This is a genomic window from Rhodococcus sp. 320_ES (assembly GCF_059691855.1).
On sequence record NZ_JCAWAG010000001.1, the window covers coordinates 452,356 to 472,244 of the forward strand.

Genomic DNA, 19,889 nt, shown 5'->3' on the forward strand with positions numbered 1-19,889 from the left:
CTAGGGCGTATCGGTCAGATATCCGCCGCCGGTCCTGAAGAACCGGTGATGCTCCACGCCGTCGTCGGTGCGCACGCTGTCGACGACCAGTCCGTGATTCTCGCCGCGGTACGCCGCGGGCCCGGCCACGATGACCATGCCGTCGTCCTCGGTGATGAAGACCCTGCCCGGGGTGCCGCCGTAGATTCCGCGCGAGACGTGTGCCCTCGTGATGCGCAGACGCTGCCCGCGAAAGTAGGTGTAGGCGTTGGGATATGGATCCGACTGCGCCCGGACGAGACGGTCGATGTCCTCGGCGGGCCACGTCCAGTCGATGCGGCTGTCCGTGTCGACCCGCTTGTGGAAGAAGGTGCGCTCGGCGAGGTTCTGCGGCGTCCATTCGGCGGTTCCTGCCTCGATGCGGTCGAGCGCGTCGAGAAGGACCTCGGGGATGAGGTCGATGGTGGCCTGCACCAGTTCGGTCGCGGTGTCGCGTGGTCCGATCGGCACGGCGCGCTGGGTGATGATGTCGCCGGTGTCGAGCTCGTCGTCCATGCGATGGGCGGTGAGGCCGGTCTCGGATGCACCGCTGATCAGCGACCAGATCACCGGCGAGAAGCCCGTGAACTTGGGCAGCAGCGAGTCGTGGAGATTGAGCGTGCCGTGCGGCGGAAGGTCGAAGATCTCGCGGGGCAGCCACGTGCGCCAGTTGTTGGCGACGATGATGTCGGGCGCGGCAGATTTCAGCTGCTCGACCAGTTCGGCGTCGGGCCGCTGAGCGAGGTGCACCGAAATGCCGTGCGTCCGCGCCAACTCTTCGACCGAGTCGGACCAGATCGACTCGTAGGCATGCTCGCTCGGGGGATGCGTGACGGTCAGCACGACGTCGTGTCGCGATCCGATCAGCGTCTCGAGTGTCTTGTGACCCCAGGTTTGATACCCGAAGAGCGCTACCCGCATGTGCCTGAATCCTTGTCGTCGACGACCGTGCCGACGTTCAGGGTAGCCTAGCCTTGCCAGCCGTTGATTACCGCTCCGACAGCGAGATCACGGGAATCACCCGCGAGGTCTTGGCCTCGTAATCGGCGAAGCCCGGCATGTGCTCGACCTGCTCGGCGAACAACGCGTCGCGGTCCGCGCCGGTGACCTCGGTGGCGACGACGTCGACCTTCTTCTCGCCCACCTCGATCGAGATCTCGGGGTTGGCCTTCAGGTTGTGGTACCAGTCGGGATTGGTGTCGGCGCCCGCCTTGGACGCGAAGATCACGTAGTCGTCACCATGCGGCAGGTACACCAGCGGGGACACACGCTCCTGTCCGGACTTGGCGCCGATGGTGTGCAGAATCAACATCGGGGCGCCCTCGAAGGGGCCACCGACCTTGCCGCCGTTCGCGCGAAATTCTTCGATGATGGCGGTGTTGAAATCGGACACGGGTTCTCCTTCGACTGGGTGGAACAGAGTCTAGAACCAGATGCCCGGCGCCGAGCGCGCTGCGCAGACTTTCGTTTCACCACAACGAGATTCGAATCGCTGGGGTCGGGCACGTGCCGGTGACGACTCGGGCGCGTGAGATGCTCGTCGAATGACCGACGACAGCACGCACGTCGTCGGACGAGCGTTCACCGAAGAGCGTTTCTCCGACGAAGAATGGGACGGACGCGCCTACACCGAGTGCTCGTTCATCGACGCCGACCTGTCGCGTCTGCGCACGCGCGGGGTCGTCTTCACGGACTGCGACTTCACCGGCGCCGACTTCAGCGAATCGGTGCACGAGGCGTCGGCCTTCCGCACCTGCACCTTCCGCAAGGTCACACTTTGGAACGCGACGTTCCGGCATTCAACGTTCATCGGATCGACGTTCGGCGAATCGCGCCTGCGGCCGGTGACGTTCGACGAAGTCGACTTCACACTGTGCTCGCTCGGGGGAACGGACCTACGCGCAGTCGACCTGTCGGGGTGCAAGCTCCGCGAGGCGAACCTCGTCGGCGCGGACCTGCGCAAGGCGATCCTGTCCGGCGCCGACCTCGCCGGGGCTCGGACCGCGGGGCTGCGATTGGAGGAGGCAGATCTGCGCGGCGCCGTTCTGGACGCCGACGCGTGGACGTCAGCCCGTCTCGCGGGCGCCGCGGTCGACTCGATGCAGGCGCTCGCCTATGCGGCAGCTCACGGACTGCGAGTCGATTAGTCACCTCGCGAATCGGGCACAGTCGCGTATCGGGCACAGTGGAGACATGAGCCTTCTGACCCGCACGGTGGATTCCCTGCTCGACGCGGCCGTGGTGCCCGGATACAGCAAGATCGGCCCCGCGGTTCGTCGCCGCTTCTGGGCCGTCGACCCGGCACCCTTTCCGGCGCCGCTCGACGTGGTCGTCACCGGAGCAAGCTCGGGTCTGGGCGCAGCCACCACCGTCGGCCTCGCTCGTCTGGGCGCCCGAGTGCACATGGTGGGCCGGTCGGCGGCGCGGCTCGAGGATTCGGCGGCGCGGGTGCGCGTCACCGTTCCGGGAGCCGACCTCGTGATCCGCGAATGCGACGTCAGTGACCTCGACGCCGTGGCCACCCTCACCACCACGCTGCTCGGTGAGGTCCCCGCCGTGCACGCACTGATTCACTGCGCCGGCGTGATGCCGCCCGAACGCATCACCACCCCGCAGGGTCACGAATCCGCTTTCGCGACACACGTTCTGGGTCCCGTCGCTCTGACCGCCGGACTGCGACCGCTCTTCGACGACTCGTCGCGGGTCGTCTTCGTCAGCAGCGGCGGCATGTACGCCGTGCCGATGGCGTTCGACGACCTCGAGTTCGAGAAGGGCACCTACAAGGGAATCACCGCGTACGCGCGGACCAAGCGCATGCAAGTCGTTGTCACAGAACAACTTGCGGCCGCGTTCACCGGCGAGGACGACCCCGTCGTGCACAGCATGCACCCCGGCTGGGCCAACACCCCCGGCGTCACCGACTCGCTACCCGGCTTCGACCGCGTCGTCGGACCGATCCTGCGCACCCCGCAGGAGGGCGCCGACACCATTGTCTGGCTCGCGGCCGGCGACGACGCACTCACGAGCACCGGACTCTTCTGGCACGACCGCAGCCCGCGCACCACGCACTACCCGCCGTGGCGCAAGGACACTGCCGCCGCCCGCAACCATCTGTGGCAGACGGTCACGGCGGCGACCGGTATCGAGCTCTGAGCCGCTAACCGCGCAGGATCACCGGTACGGCTTCGAACGGCTGCAGGGTCATCGGGAAGCCGCCCAGTTCGTCGACCACCGCGACCTCCTCGTCGGTGAACAGGTTGATCACCGACGCACCGACCGTGAGGTGCTTGGAGATGACCGTCGCCTGGATCTCGTCGGGGGAGAAGTTGATCACCGTCGACTGGATGGACCCGTCTGCCAGCTGGTGGACGAGCACCAGCAACGCCTTGTGCGACACGCTCGGAATGTCGAGTTGCTGCGCGGTGGCGATACCGAAACGGCTGCGGATGTCGATGATCCGGCCCAGCTGCCGAGCGAACGACGAGGGATCGCGCAACTGATCGGGCAGCGTTCCGTACAGGCTTCGCCCACGGGGAATGCCCGACTCGGAACGGGTGGCGTCGGGTGATGCGCCCATCAGGTCGTGCGCGCCGCGATTGATCCAGCGGGTGTCACCCTCACGGATCAGCTCGGACACCTCTTCGGCCGGAATGGGGAGCACGCCCAACAGGTCCCAGCCCGACAGCGCGAACACGCCTGGCTGCAGAGCGTTGTACGCGGCCAGCATGAGGTGAGCACGTTTGACGGTCTCGACGTCCGACTCGTCCATCCGGTCGAGATCGCGAATACCGAGTGACGCCGTGATGACACTGGCTGTGGTGCAGGCGATTCCGTTGGTGGTGAACGTTCGGTTGTACGGTGCCCACCGGCCCGTCAGTCGGTCCGTCAGCTCGGCGCGAATCTGATCGCCGAGGTCACCGCCCTTGAGCACGTCTCCGCAGTAGGAGAACTCGTCCTCGTGGTGCAGCGTGGCGAAGTGGATGAGCTCGAACGTCATCTCGTCGTGGTTCTGCAGAGCGTGCACCAGCGATGCCGGATCGACGCCGTGATCGCGCGACAGATTCATCGTCAACCGCAGGAACTCGGTGTTACCCATGACCAGAGCGTGTTGATACGCCGGACGGTTGATGAAGTCGTACGACAGATCCGCGCCCGACGTACCCATCGCCTTGATGTCGTCGATGGTCAGGTTCAGCTCCTGGAAGGTGAAGCCGCCCATCTTGCGCACCACACTGGCGATCAGGTGGTTCGCCGCTTCGGACAGCGGGTGCCCCTCCGACCATCCCGGTCCCTCGGTGCGGCGCTCGACGCCGAGAAAGCCGTTGGCGTCCAAGCGAAGTGCGCCGGCGCCCAGGTCGGCGATCGAGTGACAGGCATCGCCGATCACCAGACGCATTCCGGCGAACGAAGGGTCCAGCCAGTTGATGGAAGGCTGTCCGGCCTTGAAGTAGTGCAGGTAGACCCAACGACGGTCCTTGCCGTCGACACCGGTGATCACCGGCGTCGCGCTCCAGTTGGTCTCCTTGACGCCCATCTCGTAGAAGATGACGCGCTGCAACTGTCCGACGATGTATCCGGCGCGGGCGAGGTTGGCCTCGGCCTCGGCGTCGATGTTCACCGAGTCCGCACCGGCGCGAACGCGGGGGAGCAGGTGCCAGTCCTCGGGCTCGATCTCCACCATGTGGTAGATGCCGGGGTAGTCCGATACGGCCATCTCGGCGAGGCGGAAGTCGGCCCCCTTGCCGGTGTGGCCGGGCACGATGTCGTCGATGACGGTGCCGTCGTACGCCGCAGCCACGGTGCACAGGCGCCGGAACTCCTCCTCGGTGCCGAACGCGGGATCGATCTGCATGCTGACCCTGTCGAAATGACCGTCGACGGACGGGGTGGGCCGCCAGCCGTGGATGCCGCCGGCTTCCTTCACAGGGCCGGTATGCACTGCGGTGACACCGATTTCGGAGAACGCCTGCCACAACTCCTCGTCTCCGAGCGTGCCGAGGAAACTCTTTCCCGGCGCCGCGATCAGCGAGATGGGATACGCGGTGAACCACACGGCGGCGCGTTCGACGGCGCCGCGCGGGTTCGGGTCGGCGTAGGGGTTCTGCCACATGCTGCCCTTGCCCGACAACTGCTCCGCGATCAGCTTGGCGTCCTGCAACATCGACTGCTCGGTGAGCCACGCGACGTACTCGGGATTCGACGCATCGGCGTCGCCCTGAGGGATGGACGTCGCGCCCCGATGGGCACGGCGAACCGACGGCTTCAGCGGACGAGGCCGAGCAGGGTAGAACTTCTCGTCGTAGGTGATTTCGCTGGGCTCGTGCTGCACTTCGGGGTCCATGGTCCTCCGTACTTACCCGAGGGCGTGCGGGTGAAAACACAGCCCGGACTCTGGTGTCGGTGACCACCCTACGGAGTGTGGTCGGCCGACGCGGAGTGGTGCCTGATTCAGCCCGCAGAACGCTCGAGAAGCATCGACGTGACCTCGCTGGCGCTGGCCGGGCCGGCGAGCAGAAAGCCTTGAGCGAGATCGCATCCGCTCTCGCGCAGGCGGTCGAGCTGTGTCTGCGTCTCGACTCCCTCGCCGACCACGGCCACGTCGAAGGCATGGGCGAGCGAGACGATGGCCGAGACGATCGCTTCGGGGCGCCGCCCCGGCATCGCCTGAATGTAGGCCTGGTCGATTTTGAACGCCTCGATGACGGGATACCGGTTGAGGTAGGTCACCGAGTTGTGTCCGCTTCCGAGATCGTCCAGCAGGATCGACACGCCCAGCGCGTGCAGCTCGGACAACGCATCGCGCACCTGCACGGTGTCGGCCAGCCACACCGTCTCGGTGATCTCGAGACCGAGCTTGCCGACCGGCAGTTGCGTGTTCGACAGGACTGCGGTGACCTCGGCGACGAAGTTGGGTTGGCGCAACTGCAGAGCGCTGACGTTGACGCGCATACCGATGTCGGCGATCGCCTGCCATTCGGCCGCCTGTTCACACGCCGTGCGCAGCGCCCACAAGCCCAGCGAGTTGATCAACCCGGTGCGCTCGGCGACCGGCACGAACGTGGCGGGACTGACCACACCGAGTGTGGGGTGGTGCCATCGAGCGAGCGCCTCGACGGCGGTGATCCGGCCGGATTCGATGTCGAAGATGGGCTGGTACTCGAGTGTCAGATCGTTGTGATCGAGTGCCCCGCGCAGGTCGGTCGACAGGGCGAGCTGACGACGAGCCTGTTCGCGGTCGTCGGTGTCGAACATGGCGGTGTTGTCCGGTCCGCTGTCCTTGGCCCGGTACATCGCGACGTCGGCGCGACGAATCAATTCCGCACCCGCCATCGAGGACTCGGCCATGGCGATGCCGATGCTCGCAGTGATCTGAAGTTCGTTGCCGTCCAACACGATCGGCGCCCGCACGGCTTCGGCGAAGGCATCGGCCATCGCGTAGCAGTCCTGCGGATCCTCGATGTCCTCGCAGACGGCGACGAACTCGTCACCGCCCAGGCGCGCAACGGTGTCCCCGGCTCGCGCGGCGCGGGCGAGGCGCTGCGCCAGCCCGATGAGGGCGGCGTCCCCGGCCTCGTGTCCGAGCGAATCGTTGATGGACTTGAAGTCGTCCAGATCGATCAGCATGACGGCTGTGTGAGTGGCGCGTCCGGCGAGCCGTTCGAGTGCGCTGTCGATTCGGTCGTACGCGAGCGCGCGGTTGGGCAGGCCCGTCAGCGGGTCACGAAGGCTGCGATACCGCAGCTCGGCCTCGAGGTCCACGCGCCGGATGGCAGCGGACAGGATGTCGGCCATCGTGTCCAGCACCGACAGGTCGCCGGTGGACACGGCGTTCGCGGTCGCGCCGAAGACGGTGAGTGCACCCCACGCGCGTCCGGGTCCGGCGATGGGAATCGCGACCCCGTTGGACAGACCGTGCGCCACGAGGACCTCGGTCGAGAATCTGGTTTCGGCGGTGGGCTCGGAGCAGACCACGGCCCGGTTGACGTCGATCGCGTATCCGGGGAGCGAATCGAGCGCAGGGGGGAGGTTGCCGAAGGGAAGAAAAGAGCCGCTCTGAGCGACGGTCTCGAGCGTGGCCGGCGCGGTGTGCAGACGGGTGACGAACGCGCAACGCGCTCCCATCAGGTCGACGGCGGCGTCGGCGGCGGACGCGAGCAACTCGTCGAGACGCCCGCGCAGGGCGAGCTGACTCAGCTCGGCCACCACACGCTGCTCCCGCACGCGGAACGCAGAGGAGTCGAGGGCGTCCTGGAGCTGTTGATCGTGGAATCGGCGGTCCCGCAGATCTCGGTGAATCGAGGCGACCATCGGTCGGTCGTCCCCGGTGCCGTTGATGACGAAAGCAGATGTCGACACCGGGATCCTTTCCTGACTCTCGAGATGGAGGAGCGTTGCGTCACCGGTCCATGTCGCGTCCTCACGGACCAACCCGGCGAGGCTGGACTCGTGAAGCGCGTCGACGGCGGTGAATATGTCGTCGATGCACAAGTTGTGTGGTGCGTCCCAGCGAAGACCGATCAAGCTCGACCCGGCGGGGTTCACGTAATGGATTCGACCCTCGGCGTCGGACACGGACACGAAGTCCGGTGCATACCTGAACATCGGGGCAAACACATCCGCGATGCTGGTCGAGTAAGTCATAGCACCGGCCTCCCGCGAACCGGCAGGCTTCCTTTCTCGCGACGCTGTTGATCTTTGTTCCCTGTTTTACCCCGCAAAACAAACTTTGGGTACCAATACAAGGTAGCAGATTGGTCTCGAATCAGCCGTTCATTGCGAATGCGCTTGCGCGCGGTGCTGCCGGTAGCATGTGGCGCGCGCACTTCGGGCGCGTCACGGGGCGGTAGCTCAGTCGGTTAGAGCCGTGGACTCATAATCCATTGGTCGCGGGTTCGAGCCCCGCCCGCCCCACCACACGTATGGCGTCAGTTGAAGGCGTGGGCCCAGGTCACGGCGTGATCCGCCTCTGCGGCGCCGTCGACGGGAGTGGACACGACGACGGTGAACTGCCGGTCCGCCACACGGGCGACGCTGATGTCGAGATCGACCGTGATCGAGCTGCCGTCCTTGCGGATCAAGTCGACACGGGCAGCCGCTCGACCTCGGCCCGGTGTGAGGGCGGCCTCCGTTGCGGATTCCAGAGCGGCGGCGTGCGACGGGTCGACGATGTTCGGGGCCTCCATCACGGACAGCTCGCCGCTCTCGTATCCCAGCAACGACGTGCACGACGGATTGAATAGCACCAGCGCGCCCTGCTCGTCGTGGACCGAGGTGGCCTGACTGGACGTGACGATCAGGTAGTAGAAGGCGGACAGTTCGGCAGCGGCCTCGGCGCCGACGTCACCGGCCGAATTTCCGGCGTGGGCGTCGGCGGAGTCGGGGATCGAGCCGTTTTCCGTGCTCTTCATGCGGAAATTTTCTCACAAACCATTCGGCGGTGTCACACCGCAACACCTTGAATGTCGGTCCCATTTCAGGTTTCAAGAAAACCGACTACTCAGTCCAAGCGCCGATTCTCCAGTCGAGCATCTCGATACAACCCGGTTTCGAGACCGCTGAACCCAATCGATCCGGGGTCGCGCACGGAGGCGCGTCGAGCGCAAAACGCGTGGCGGACGCCATGTTGATCTAGAAACTGTAGGCTCCCCGCAACCGGGTTTCTTCAGAAGGAGGGAACGTGCCGCGTCGGCCGCTCGACGTCTTGGTCGCCGACGTGGCTTCGCGTCTGATGGGCGTCGATGCCACCACTGTCGACCATGCCTATCGCGTGATTCTCCGCGATCTCGTCGAATATTTCGACATCGACACCTGTTTTCTGCGCCACAACGACCACGATCGCCGGGCGACGATTCTCGTCGCGGAATGGCCGCCCAGGGCGCACATTCCGGATCCGGACCCGTTGGGAGTGGTGTTCTTCGAGGATGCCGATCCCGTGTTCGCCCCCGCCGAGTATCAGCGCGAGGTGGGCATCTTCCGGCCCGCCAATCGGGGCGACGACGCAGGAGCGATCGGGTCTGCCCTCGCGATGACCACGATGGTGTCGGTCCCTCTCGTCGCCGGTGGGCGTCCGACCGGCACACTCGGGTTCGTCCGTTTCGGCGACCGCGACTGGCCGGACGAGGAGATCGCGGCACTCAAAGCGATCGCCACCCTCCTCGCCCAGCTGCAGGAACGAGTGTCGGCCGAGGATCGGCTGCGGTTTCTGGCGCTGCACGACGATCTGACCGGTCTGGCGAACCGCCGCAGCCTGACGGCGCACCTCGAAGGTCGCCTGGCCATGGGACATCCGGGCCCGGTCGCGATTCTGTTCGTCGATCTGGACCGACTCAAGGCGCTCAACGATTTCCTGGGACACGTCGCGGGAGATCAGTACATCCAGGCGATCGCGGTGCGGCTGCGCGAGCGCATGGGCCCCGGCGATTTCATCGCCAGGCTCGGCGGGGACGAATTCGTGATCGTGCTCGCGGGATCGCACACCCGCGACGACGCCGTGGCCAGGGCCGTCGTCGTGCGCGAGCTGATTTCCGAGCAGGTCGAACTCGGGCACGAGAGAGTGAGCCGCAACGCCAGTATCGGCGTCTACGCTGCCGATCCGGGCACGGTCACCGCCACCGAGGCCATGCTCGCCGCCGACCGGGCCGCCCTGGAGGCCAAAGTCGCCGGTGGGAACGTGGTGGTCGTCTTCACCGATCAGATGCGCGCCGAGAGCGAACTGCGCAACGACATCGAGATTCACCTCCAATCGGCCGTCACGGACGGTGGACTGCTCCTGGAATACCTGCCGGAGGTCGATCTGCGCACGGGATCGATCACGGCGGTCGAAGCGCTGGCGGCCTGGGACCATCCGACTCGCGGTCGACTGCACTCGACGCAGTTCGTTCCGGTTGCGGAGGGGACGAACCTCGGCGGTCAGCTCGGCCGATGGGTCATCGACAACGCGTGCGCGGCCCTGGCCCGGTGGCGGTGCGGCGGCGCCAACCCGGACGTGACGCTGCGAACCAACGTCTCTCCCGCCCAGTTGCTCGGCGCCGACTTCGTCTCCTCGGTGGAGGACGCGCTGCGGCGGCACGGCGTCCCCGGCGACCGCCTGTGCCTCGAGGTCACCGAAGTGGCGGTCGTTCACGACATCGTGCGCACCCGGATCGTGCTGGGACGACTTCAGGAACTGGGCATCCGCATCGCCATCGACGATTTCGGCACCGGATTCAGCTCGCTGCTGCACCTCAAGGAACTGCCGTTCGACGTGCTGAAGATCGACAGCGACTTCGTCGTCGGTCTCGGAACCGAGGCCGACGACCTGGTGATCGTGCACGCCACCGCCGAGCTGGCCCGCGCCCTCGAACTGGACATCGTTGCCGAAGGCCTGCAGACGGACCGGGCGGCGCGCATCCTCCTCGAACTCGGCTGCTACAACGCGCAGGGGCCCTTCGTGTCCGCACCCGTGGACGAGGACTCGTTCGTCGAACTCCTCAACTCGGGGCAGCCGCTGGTGACGGCGTGATCTCCACCGGTACACCGTTCAGAACGGCGTTCGCCGACACGGCGTCCACCTGACCGGGATCGGTGAGGTCGTTCACGTTCGCTCCCGCGACCGCGGTTGCAACGGTGAGCTTGCTTCCCGACTTGGTGTGCCCGAACCCGTGGGGCAGGCTCACCACCCCGCGCATCATGCGATCGCTCGCCGACACCTCGACGTCCACCACGCCGGCCGCCGAGGTGATGCGAGCAAGGGCGCCGTCACCGATCCCGCGGTCGGCGAGGTCGTCCGGATGCGCCAGAAGGTGGTGTCGCGGTTTGCCTTTGACCAATCGCTCCGCGTTGTGCATCCACGAGTTGTTGCTGCGCACATGACGCCGGCCGATCAGCAACAGCCCCGAGGTGGGCGCCTCGCTCAACGCTGCGGCCAACTCCGGAAGGTGCGAGGTGATGGTCGGCTGCATCAACGAAATCCGCTTGTCGCGGGTCTTCAGCTTGCCCGGCAGGCCCGGCTTCAGCGGTCCGAGGTCGACACCGTGCGGGTTCTTGCGCAGCGCGGACACGGACAGGCCCTTGCGGGCGCGGCGTAGCAGGATGTCCACGGACGCCGTGGGGGAGAGTCGGAATCGCGCCTCGCGCACCATGGATTTCGGATGCAACCGGTCCAACACGCTCGTGTTGCGGCGCGCGGTGTAGCGCAGCGCCAGATCGCGGAAGATCTCCCAATCATGCTTCGCGCCAGCAGTTTTCGGCAGCACCGCAGGTGACAACTTCGCGGTGTTGCGCACCGCGAACGAGTGGAAGATCAAATCGTAATGATCGCGCTCCAACGCCGACGTCGGCGGCAGAATCACATCGGCATGCCGCGACGTCTCGTTCACATAGATGTCGAACGACACCATGAAGTCCAAGCCCGCGAACGCCTCGTCCAGACCCTCCCCACCCGGCATCGACAACACCGGATTGCCCGACGCCACCACCATCGCCCGGATCTGGCCCTTGCCCTCCGTGGTGATCTCGTCCACCAGAGTCGAACACGGCAACTCACCCGCGAACTCCGGAAGATCACGAACCCTGCTGCGCCACTTGTCCAGATGGCCCCGGCCGATCACCCCCGCCGACACCAGCGACACCGCCGGATCGGTCATCAACGTCCCACCCACCCGGTCCAAGTTGCCCGTGATGATGTTCAGCACTTGAATGGCCCACTGGCACACCGACCCGAAACGCTGCGTCGACACACCCATCCGCCCGTACACCGCCGCACGATCCGCCCCCGCCAGATCAGCACCGAGAGAACGGATCTCCGCAGCATCGATGCCGACCACCGCGGACACGGCCTCCGGGGTGAACGTGAGAACGGCCTGCCCGACCTCCTCGAGCCCATCGACGTACGGTGCGGGAGAGGCCATACCGTCGGAGATGATGGTGTGGATCAGAGCCAGCAGAAGGTAGGCGTCGGTCCCCGGCCGGATGAAATGGTGCTTGTCGGCGATGTCCGCGGTCTCGGTGCGGCGGGGGTCGACCACGATCATCTTGCCGCCGCGCGCCCGAAGTGCCTTGGCGCGCTTGGCGAAATCGGGCACGGTCATCATGCTGCCGTTGGACGCCATCGGATTGGCGCCGAGGACGAGGAAGAAGTCGGTGTTGTCGATGTCGGCGACCGGCAGCAGCAACTGATGCCCGTAGAGGAGTCTGTTCGCCAATTGGTGGGGGAGTTGGTCCAGAGACGTCGCGGAGTACCGGTTACGCGTGCGCAGTAGGCTCAGGAAGGGAATGCCGTGCGTCATCGCTCCGAGGCTGTGCACGTTGGGATTTCCCGCGTACACACCCACCGCGTCGGCGCCGTACTTCTCGCGCGTGCCGGTGAGCCCGTCGATCACGAGGTCGTACGCCTCGTCCCATCCGATCTCCTGCCACCCGTCGGCCGTTCTGCGCACCGGGCGGCGCAGACGATCGGGGTCGGAATGGATGTCGACGAGAGCGGTGGCCTTGGGGCAGATGTGGCCGCGGGAGAGCGGATCCTCCTTGTCACCGCGGATGGACTGCACAGCGCCGTCGGCAACGGTGAACTCGAGTCCGCACATTGCCTCGCAGAGGTTGCAGGAGCCGTACGCGGTGGTGGTCATGCCTTCACGGTAACCGGGCGCCGACTCGTAGGCTGCCGTAGTGACTTCTTTGAGTGCACTTCACGACTGGCCCGTTTCGTCGGTGGCTGCGGCCGTGCTCGGCGACGGATGGATCGACGAGACGCACGGTGACATCGACGCGGTGTACGAGCTGGCGTCGGTGACCAAGCTGCTCAGTGCGTACGCGGTGTTGGTCGCGCTCGAGGAGGGAGCGTTCGAGCTCGACGACCCGGCGGGACCGGAAGGGTCGACCGTGCGACATCTGTTGGCGCACGCGTCGGGGCTCGCGTTCGGTGAGCATCGCGTACAGAGTCCGCCTGAGACCAAACGGATCTACTCCAGCGCGGGATTCGAAGTGCTGGCGGACTTCACGGAAGAACAGACCACGTTCCGGTTCGCCGACTACCTGCAGGAGGCCGTGCTCGATCCGTTGGGAATGACGCGGACGTCGCTGCCGGGGCCCGCCGGCCACGGCGCCCGCTCGACGGTGTCCGATCTGGCCGCCTTCGCAGGCGAGCTGCTGAACCCGACGCTCATCTCGGCCGAAACGCACGCGCAGGCCATGTCGGTCCAGTTCTTGGGTCTCGACGGCATCTTGCCCGGCTACGGCTCGCAGCGACCGAACGATTGGGGTCTGGGCTTCGAGATCAAGTCGGAGAAGGATCCGCATTGGACGGGCGCGCGCAATTCTGCTGCCACGTACGGGCATTTCGGCCAGTCGGGGACGTTCCTGTGGGTCGATCCGGTGGTGCGGCGGGCGTTGGTCGTGCTGACCGATCGCGATTTCGGCGACTGGGCCAAGCCACTGTGGCCGGCGCTGAGCGACAGCACTCTGCCAGGTTCGCCACAGGAATAACATCCGACGCGCCGTACGACTGGTGTAACAGGGGTAACTCGAGGCACACTGGAGAGCAACGGAAACACCAGCACAGACAGAGGTCGTTGGGGAAGACGTCCCTCGTCGAAGCTGGAGGTAAACCGGTGCATGGAATGAACCAGTTCGCGGAGGCGACAACGGGTGTCGTGTACATCCACTCGTCGCCCGCTGCGCTGTGTCCGCACGTCGAGTGGGCTCTGTCCGATGCGCTCGACTGCAGGGCGAACCTGAAGTGGTCGACGCAACCTGCGTACGACAATCAGCTCCGGGCGACCACCAACTGGGTCGGGCCGGTGGGAACCGGCGCACGGCTGGCCAGTGTGCTGCGCTCGTGGCAGATGCTGCGCTTCGAAGTCACCGAGGATCCCAGCGACGGTGTCGACGGTGAACGCTTCTCGCATGTCCCCGGCCTCGGACTGTGGCATGGCACTACCAGCGCCAACGGCGACGTGACGGTGGGGGAGCAGCGGCTCAAAGCCATCCTCGAACGCGGTGCGGCGAACGTGGCCGGCGAACTGGAATACGCGCTGGGAACGGCGTGGGACGAAGCCTTGGAACCGTTCCGCCTCGGCGGCGTGGGCGCAGAGGTGACGTGGTTGGCGAGGAGTGCGGTGTAGTTCGGCTGCTCCTGACCAGCGGACCCACATACCAGCGGACCCCACGTTCCAGCGGACCCCACGTTCCAGCGGACCCAATGTGACGTTCGGTCCACATAGCGGACCCAATGTGACATTGGGTCCGCTATGTGGGCTGCGGCCTACAGCGGAATGTTCTTGTGCCGCCCGCGCCGCGCCGGCGCCTCGGCCAGCGCGCGGGTGATGATGCTGCGGGTCTTGGCGGGATCGATGACCTGATCCACGACCCCGATCGCGACGGCACGGTCCACGCCACCGGCGATGGCTTCGTGCTCGGCGGTGAGGCGATCGTGAAGGTTCTCGCGCTCTTCGTCGGAGGCTGCTGCAAGTGCCTTCTTGTGCAGGATGCCCACGGCCGCCTTGGCTCCCATGACGGCGACCTCGGACTCGGGCCAGGCGAAGACGGCGGTGGCGCCGAGCGAGCGTGCGTTCATCGCGATGTAGGCGCCGCCGTAGATCTTGCGGGTCACCAGCGTGACGCGCGGAACCTTGGCTTCGGCGAAGGCGTGCAGCAGCTTTGCGCCGCGGCGCACTACGCCTTCCCACTCCATGCTGACGCCGGGCAGGTATCCCGGAACGTCGACGATCACCACGAGCGGGATGCCGAAGGCGTCGCAGAGGCGCACGAAACGTGCTGCCTTCTCGGCGCTTTCGGAGTTCAGGCAGCCGCCGAGCCGGATCGGGTTGTTGGCGATGACGCCGACGCTGCGACCGCCGAGTCGGCCCATTCCGGTGACGATGCTGCGGGCCCAACCGCCCTGAAACTCCTCGAACGACGATTCACCTTCGACGTTGTCGAGCAGCTCGTGGATGACCGGGTGTACGTCGTAGGCGCGCCGATTGGACTCGGGCAGAAGCGCTTTGAGGTCGGTGTCGCCGTGTGCGGCTGCGGAGAGGTCGAACGTTCCCTGCTCGCTGAACATCGACACGAGGCGTCGACCGCGGGTGAGGGCATCGAGCTCGTCGTGCGCGACGATGTGGCAGACGCCGGACTTCTTGTAGTGCGTGTCCGGGCCGCCGAGGGAGTTCATGTCGACCTGCTCGCCGGTGACCGAGCGGACCACGTCGGGGCCGGTGACGAACACGCGGCCTTCCGGGGCCATGATCACGACGTCGGTGAGGGCGGGTCCGTACGCGGCGCCGCCGGCTGCGAAGCCGAGCACCACGGAGATCTGCGGGATGTGGCCGGACGCGCGAACCATGGCTTCGAAGACCAGGCCGACGGCGTGCAGGGCCTCGACACCCTCGGCGAGCCGAGCTCCGCCGGAGTGCCAGATGCCGACGATCGGGGCCTCGGTCTCGATGGCCTCGTCGATCGCGGCGACGATGTGCTTGCAGCCGTCGACTCCCATGGCGCCGCCCATGACGGTGGCGTCGGAGCAGTAGGCGATGGTGCGAACGCCGTCGATCTCACCGGCTGCAGCGAGAACTCCGGACTTGTCGCGAGCGTGAAGCGGGACGGTGGTGCCTGCGTCGAACAGTTTCTCCAGGCGCTGCAGGGGATCTCGCGGATCAGCCGACGAGTTGGAGCGGGTGTTGGGGGCCAAGACTGTCATCGCGTTCTCCCTCTGCCGGGCCCGGGTGGGGGCCGTCGATCTTGCCGTCCCCCACCCGAAACCTGTTGCGATTGATCGGTTCTCAGTACCGACCGAAGGCGAGCGCAACGTTGTGCCCACCGAAGCCGAACGAGTTGTTCAGCGCGTAGTCGAAATCGCCGCGACGGGCCTCGCCCGAGACCACGTCGAGATCGATTTCTGGATCCTGGTTGTCCAGGTTCAGCGTGGGAGGGATGACCCCGTCCCGCAGACTGAGCACTGTCAGAACCGATTCGAGGGCGCCGACGGCGCCGATCGAATGTCCCAGGGCCGATTTCGGTGCGTAGACGGCAGCGTGATTGCCGACCGCCTTCGTGATGGCCTTGGCCTCCGCGGTGTCACCGATGGGTGTCGCCGTGGCGTGTGCGTTGACATGCTTGATGTCGCTGCTGGTCAGTCCGGCAGTTTCGATCGCGCGCCGCATTGCACGGGAAGCGCCTGCACCGTCGGGGTCGGGTGCCACCAGGTGGTACCCGTCGGAGGTGATCCCGGCGCCGAGGAGACGAGCGTGAATCGTCGCTCCGCGGGCCTTCGCATGGTCCTCGGACTCGATGACCATGAGGGCTCCGGCCTCGCCGAAGACGAAACCGTCGCGGTCCCGGTCGAACGGACGCGATGCACCCTTGGGATCGTCGTTGCGTGTGCTCATCGCGCGCATCATGGAGAAGCTTGCGATCGGCACCGCGTCGATGTATCCCTCGACGCCTCCGGTGACGACGATGTCGGCGTCACCCATCACGATCATGCGCCACGCGTGTGCGATGGCCTCGGAACCCGACGAGCACGCCGAGACGGGCGTGATGACGCCGCCTCGGGCACCGATGTCGAGTCCGACGACGGCCGACGGGCCGTTGGGCATGATCATCTGAACGGACAGCGGGGACACCTTGCGGTATCCGCCTGCCTTCATCTTGTCGGTGGCGTCGACGAGTGCGTCGCCACCACCGAGACCGGTGCCGATGACTACGCCGAGACGATCCTGGTCGACCTCCGGGCTGCCGGCGTTCTTCCAGACCTCTTGCCCGAGCACGTATGCCATCTGCTCGACGTAACTCATCCGCCGCTGTTCGACGCGGCTGAGGAGGGACGTCGGGCTGACGGCAAGGTGCCCCCCGATTCGGACGGGCAGGTCGTACTCGGTGACGAAATCGTCCTCGAGTACGTCGATGCCGCTCTCGCCGTTCAGCAAACCCTTCCACGTCGCATCGACGTCACCCGCAATGGACGTGGTGGCAGCAAGGCTGGACACGACGACGTTGCGGAAGCCCCCATTGGCTGTGCTTGGCGTAGTCACGGCTCTGGTCACTCGCCTTCGAGTTTTGCCTTGATCGCCTGTGCTGCATCCGGGTTCTCGGCTTCGAGCTTCTGGATGTACGCGACGGCATCACCGACGGTGCGCAGGCTGGCGAGGTCTTCGTCCGGGATCTTGACGCCGTACTTGTCTTCGGTCTGCACTGCGATCTCGACCATCGACAGCGAGTCGATGTCCAGATCGTCGACGAAGGACTTCTCGATCGTCACCTCGGACGGCTCGATGCCGGTAACTTCCTCGATGATCTCCGCGAGTCCGGCGATGAGTTCTTCCTGAGTGGCGGCCACTGAGTGGCTCCCTTCTTCTTCGTGAGGAGCTGCGATGCACAGCGTGGATCGCGCGGCGTCGTCGCCGCGGACCTGGTTGAGGCCGAGCTAGGAGAGCTCGGCCAATCCGGAAATGTCTTCCGGGGTCTTGAGGGCACGGGTCGTGGTGCCGCGCATTTCGCGCTTGGCGATGCCGACCAACGTGCCGGCGGGCGGCAGTTCCACGAGCGCGGAGACCTCGGTCTCGCGCAGCGTCGCTGTGCACAGGTCCCATCGGACCGGCCGCGTCACCTGAGCGGCCAGCTTGTCGAGAGCTTCGGCGCCCGACGTGACCGGCTTGCCGTCGGCGTTCGACAGCAGGGGCGTCATCGGGTCGGAGGGGGTGATGGATGCGGCGGCTTCGGCGAACGCGTCCTGCGCGGGAGCCATGAAGCGGGTGTGGAACGCGCCGGCGACCGGGAGGGGGCGGATGCGCGCCTTCTCGGGCGGGTTCGCGGCGAGCTCTTCCAGCGCCGTCAGCAAGCCGGCAGCGACGATCTGCCCGGCAGCGTTGCGGTTGGCCGGTTCCAGACCCAACTCGGCGAGGCGGGCGAGAACGGCCTCCTCGTCGCCGCCGAGGACGGCGGACATACCCGTCGGCTCCAGAGCGCACGCCTTCGCCATGGCAGCGCCGCGGATGGCGGCGAGCATGACGGCCTCGTCGGAGGAGATGACTCCCGCGACCGCGGCGGCGGCGAGTTCGCCGACCGAATGGCCGGCGGCGACGAGCTGCGAGGGCAGCTCTCCGCGCTTGCCGGCCTCTTCGTAGGCGAGGAGTGCAGCTGCGACGACGAGCGGCTGAGTGACGGCCGTGTCGGTGATTTCCTCCGCCGTGGCGGTGGTGCCGAGGCGAGCCAGGTCCAGCTTGGACGCCTTCGACCAGAGTGCGAGGCGGTCTGCTGCGCCTGGCATCTCGAGCCAGGAGGTCAGCATTCCGGGAGTCTGGGAGCCCTGTCCGGGCGCAAGCAACGCGATCACGGAACTAAGAGAACACTGTGAACGGGCTCGAAGAGCATGTCCTACGCGATGAACTCTGAACTCCGTATTTGTCAGATCCCTACAAAAGGCCAGAAAAGCGGACACCATCGTTCCGGCGCCACGACCTGTTACCGAAGTAGGTCGCCGATTGGGTCAGATGTTGCAGTTGTGATCAATGACGAAGATTCGTTACGTGATTGGGTCAAACGACCTACGGTTGCGGCCACTCTGAGCACGTACGCGTCGCGTGCGTTGGTTGGATCACGCCCTGTGACTTCCGCAATACGCTTGAGTCGGTACCGGACCGTATTTGGATGAACAAACAGTGACCGAGCACAGGTCTCGACGGCGCCGCCCGAATCCAGATAAGCGTCGAGAGTGTCGGCGAGGGCCGATCCGGCGGCAGCAAGAGGTGTGACAATCGCCTCACCGAGAGTGGCGATCGCGGCGGAATCACCGAGAAGTGCCCGCTCGGGCAGCAGTTCGCCCGCGTGGACCGGTCTCGGAGCGCCGCGCCATCCCACTACCGCCGCCATTCCGGCAAAGGCTTCGAGTGCGCTGGTGTGCGCAGCCCCGAGAGTGCGGGTTGTGGGACCGATCACAACCGGTGAATCGGAAAAGTTTTTCATGAGGTCGTCCAGAAACGCGGATCCGGCGGCGGAACCGTCGATGTGCCCGCTGACCACCATCACCAGCCTGGTGCCCTGCACGACCGCCAACGCGGCACGGCCGTGCTTCTGCGCGACCGTGTGGACGGTTCCGACCACCGAGACGCCCTGGTTCGGCGGAGGCGAGCCGACGAGCACCGTGGCCGGAGCCGTCGCGTCCCAGTTGAGAGTCGCCGCGCGCGAGAGCATGTCCGATCCCGTGTCACCGCGCACCACGGCGTCGACGACGAGCGCCTCCAGCCGGGTGTCCCAGGCGCCGCGCGACTCTGCCGCGCTGGCGTACACGGATGCCGCGGCGAAACCGAGCTCGCGCCCGTACCTCAGGATCGCTTCCGTGAGCGCGACGAGCTGCTGGTCGTTACGTGCCAGCGCCGGCAGCCACTGCTCGAAGAACTCCATCGCGACCCGAACCATGTCGACGGTCTGGCGCAACGTCAGCCGTCGAGCGAGGTCCTGAGGAATGACCTGGAACGCGTCGAGACTGAAGCGGATGTCGCTCTCGGGATCCTGCAACCACTCGAGGAAGTTGACGATGGCCGTCTGCACCAGCAGCTGAACGCTGGCCCGCTGAGCGGCGTCCAGGTCACCGACGAACGGCAGCTGATCCTGCATCGACGTGATGGCCTCGGTGGAGAGCCGGCCCGAGAACTGCTTGACGCGCCGCAGAAGCGCATCGGGAAGCGGCACGCGATTACGGGTGGTTCGGCGCAGTCCCGAACCGGAGAGATGACCGTCGTTCGCGTAATGATCGCGGGTCTCGGGAACATGCACCGGAACGTCGTCCCGCGGCACCGTGTCGTCGGCGGGGGTGTCGGCCATGAGAAAAACCTACGCCGACGACGGCGGCCCGCGGTGACCGACATCGCCGGTCGCCGCGGGCCGCGGTCGCGTGTCGA

At 66.2% G+C, this 19,889-nt stretch carries 16 protein-coding genes and 1 tRNA gene; 6 read left to right on the forward strand and 11 right to left on the reverse strand.

Annotation, left to right across the window (positions count from 1 at the left end; translation table 11 throughout):
- On the reverse strand, window positions 1-939 hold the full coding sequence (locus AC59JP_RS02410; RefSeq protein WP_497324029.1) for a methionyl-tRNA formyltransferase: 939 nt from the start codon (window positions 937-939) through the stop codon (window positions 1-3).
- Between the two features lie 67 nt (window positions 940-1,006).
- Window positions 1,007-1,411 carry a nitroreductase family deazaflavin-dependent oxidoreductase gene (locus tag AC59JP_RS02415; protein WP_497324030.1) on the reverse strand — a complete coding sequence of 135 codons (405 nt, stop codon included), beginning with the start codon at window positions 1,409-1,411 and terminating at the stop codon, window positions 1,007-1,009.
- Between the two features lie 151 nt (window positions 1,412-1,562).
- On the opposite strand from AC59JP_RS02415, the gene AC59JP_RS02420 reads away from it, so the two are divergent.
- Together AC59JP_RS02420 and AC59JP_RS02425 are read left to right on the forward strand one after the other, a co-directional pair.
- Window positions 1,563-2,165 (forward strand): pentapeptide repeat-containing protein, encoded by a 603-nt coding sequence (locus AC59JP_RS02420; protein ID WP_497324031.1) that lies wholly within the window; start codon window positions 1,563-1,565, stop codon window positions 2,163-2,165.
- Between the two features lie 46 nt (window positions 2,166-2,211).
- Window positions 2,212-3,171 (forward strand): SDR family NAD(P)-dependent oxidoreductase, encoded by a 960-nt coding sequence (locus AC59JP_RS02425; RefSeq protein ID WP_497324032.1) that lies wholly within the window; start codon window positions 2,212-2,214, stop codon window positions 3,169-3,171.
- 4 nt (window positions 3,172-3,175) lie between these two features.
- On the opposite strand, the gene treS is transcribed toward AC59JP_RS02425, so the two are convergent.
- Window positions 3,176-5,359, reverse strand: a complete 2,184-nt coding sequence (treS, locus tag AC59JP_RS02430) for a maltose alpha-D-glucosyltransferase (protein ID WP_497324033.1) — start codon at window positions 5,357-5,359, stop codon at window positions 3,176-3,178.
- 107 nt (window positions 5,360-5,466) lie between these two features.
- Entirely contained in the window at window positions 5,467-7,659 is a 2,193-nt protein-coding gene (locus tag AC59JP_RS02435; protein ID WP_497324034.1) for a sensor domain-containing protein, read from the reverse strand.
- 196 nt (window positions 7,660-7,855) lie between these two features.
- Between AC59JP_RS02435 and AC59JP_RS02440 the strand changes: the two genes are divergently transcribed.
- Window positions 7,856-7,932: transfer RNA gene (locus tag AC59JP_RS02440), tRNA-Ile, on the forward strand.
- 11 nt (window positions 7,933-7,943) lie between these two features.
- Here the strand turns inward: AC59JP_RS02440 and AC59JP_RS02445 are convergent.
- A complete protein-coding gene (locus tag AC59JP_RS02445) occupies window positions 7,944-8,426 on the reverse strand; it encodes a PAS domain S-box protein (protein WP_497324035.1) in 483 nt (160 codons plus the stop codon).
- 269 nt (window positions 8,427-8,695) lie between these two features.
- Here AC59JP_RS02445 and AC59JP_RS02450 point away from each other — a divergent pair, with 269 nt between their 5' ends.
- Window positions 8,696-10,519 carry a putative bifunctional diguanylate cyclase/phosphodiesterase gene (locus tag AC59JP_RS02450; protein ID WP_497324036.1) on the forward strand — a complete coding sequence of 608 codons (1,824 nt, stop codon included), beginning with the start codon at window positions 8,696-8,698 and terminating at the stop codon, window positions 10,517-10,519.
- On the opposite strand, the gene AC59JP_RS02455 is transcribed toward AC59JP_RS02450, so the two are convergent.
- The gene (locus AC59JP_RS02455) at window positions 10,488-12,623 is read right to left on the reverse strand and encodes a molybdopterin-dependent oxidoreductase (RefSeq protein ID WP_497324037.1); all 2,136 of its coding nucleotides are present in this window, start codon (window positions 12,621-12,623) and stop codon (window positions 10,488-10,490) included. The two genes, AC59JP_RS02450 and AC59JP_RS02455, sit on opposite strands and share 32 nt — an antisense overlap.
- Window positions 12,624-12,663: 40 nt before the next feature.
- On the opposite strand from AC59JP_RS02455, the gene AC59JP_RS02460 reads away from it, so the two are divergent.
- Window positions 12,664-13,479 (forward strand): serine hydrolase domain-containing protein, encoded by an 816-nt coding sequence (locus tag AC59JP_RS02460; RefSeq protein WP_497324038.1) that lies wholly within the window; start codon window positions 12,664-12,666, stop codon window positions 13,477-13,479.
- Window positions 13,480-13,604: 125 nt separating this feature from the next.
- Window positions 13,605-14,117, forward strand: coding sequence for a DUF3145 domain-containing protein (locus tag AC59JP_RS02465; protein ID WP_497324039.1), 513 nt, complete (start codon window positions 13,605-13,607; stop codon window positions 14,115-14,117).
- Between the two features lie 140 nt (window positions 14,118-14,257).
- Here the strand turns inward: AC59JP_RS02465 and AC59JP_RS02470 are convergent, their stop codons facing one another.
- From AC59JP_RS02470 to AC59JP_RS02490, 5 genes are all read right to left on the reverse strand, one after another.
- Complete coding sequence (locus tag AC59JP_RS02470; protein WP_497324040.1) at window positions 14,258-15,691, reverse strand: acyl-CoA carboxylase subunit beta; 1,434 nt, start codon at window positions 15,689-15,691, stop codon at window positions 14,258-14,260.
- An 82-nt stretch (window positions 15,692-15,773) separates the two neighbouring features.
- A complete protein-coding gene (locus AC59JP_RS02475; RefSeq protein ID WP_497324041.1) occupies window positions 15,774-17,024 on the reverse strand; it encodes a KasA/KasB family beta-ketoacyl-ACP synthase in 1,251 nt (416 codons plus the stop codon).
- A gap of 8 nt (window positions 17,025-17,032) precedes the next feature.
- Window positions 17,033-17,329 (reverse strand): meromycolate extension acyl carrier protein AcpM, encoded by a 297-nt coding sequence (acpM, locus tag AC59JP_RS02480; protein WP_497324042.1) that lies wholly within the window; start codon window positions 17,327-17,329, stop codon window positions 17,033-17,035.
- An 87-nt stretch (window positions 17,330-17,416) separates the two neighbouring features.
- Window positions 17,417-18,325 carry an ACP S-malonyltransferase gene (locus tag AC59JP_RS02485; protein ID WP_497324043.1) on the reverse strand — a complete coding sequence of 303 codons (909 nt, stop codon included), beginning with the start codon at window positions 18,323-18,325 and terminating at the stop codon, window positions 17,417-17,419.
- 128 nt (window positions 18,326-18,453) lie between these two features.
- Window positions 18,454-19,812: a PucR family transcriptional regulator gene (locus AC59JP_RS02490; RefSeq protein WP_497324044.1), complete on the reverse strand. Its 1,359-nt coding sequence runs from the start codon at window positions 19,810-19,812 to the stop codon at window positions 18,454-18,456.
- Window positions 19,813-19,889 lie beyond the last annotated feature (77 nt).

Coding starts and splice junctions, on each gene's coding strand:
- AC59JP_RS02470 (WP_497324040.1), bottom strand. CDS start 15,691: ATGACAGTCTTGGCCCCCAACACCCGCTCCAACTCGTCGGCTGATCCG.
- AC59JP_RS02420 (WP_497324031.1), top strand. CDS start 1,563: ATGACCGACGACAGCACGCACGTCGTCGGACGAGCGTTCACCGAAGAG.
- AC59JP_RS02455 (WP_497324037.1), bottom strand. CDS start 12,623: ATGACCACCACCGCGTACGGCTCCTGCAACCTCTGCGAGGCAATGTGC.
- AC59JP_RS02425 (WP_497324032.1), top strand. CDS start 2,212: ATGAGCCTTCTGACCCGCACGGTGGATTCCCTGCTCGACGCGGCCGTG.
- AC59JP_RS02445 (WP_497324035.1), bottom strand. CDS start 8,426: ATGAAGAGCACGGAAAACGGCTCGATCCCCGACTCCGCCGACGCCCAC.
- treS (WP_497324033.1), bottom strand. CDS start 5,359: ATGGACCCCGAAGTGCAGCACGAGCCCAGCGAAATCACCTACGACGAG.
- AC59JP_RS02490 (WP_497324044.1), bottom strand. CDS start 19,812: ATGGCCGACACCCCCGCCGACGACACGGTGCCGCGGGACGACGTTCCG.
- AC59JP_RS02410 (WP_497324029.1), bottom strand. CDS start 939: ATGCGGGTAGCGCTCTTCGGGTATCAAACCTGGGGTCACAAGACACTC.
- AC59JP_RS02435 (WP_497324034.1), bottom strand. CDS start 7,659: ATGACTTACTCGACCAGCATCGCGGATGTGTTTGCCCCGATGTTCAGG.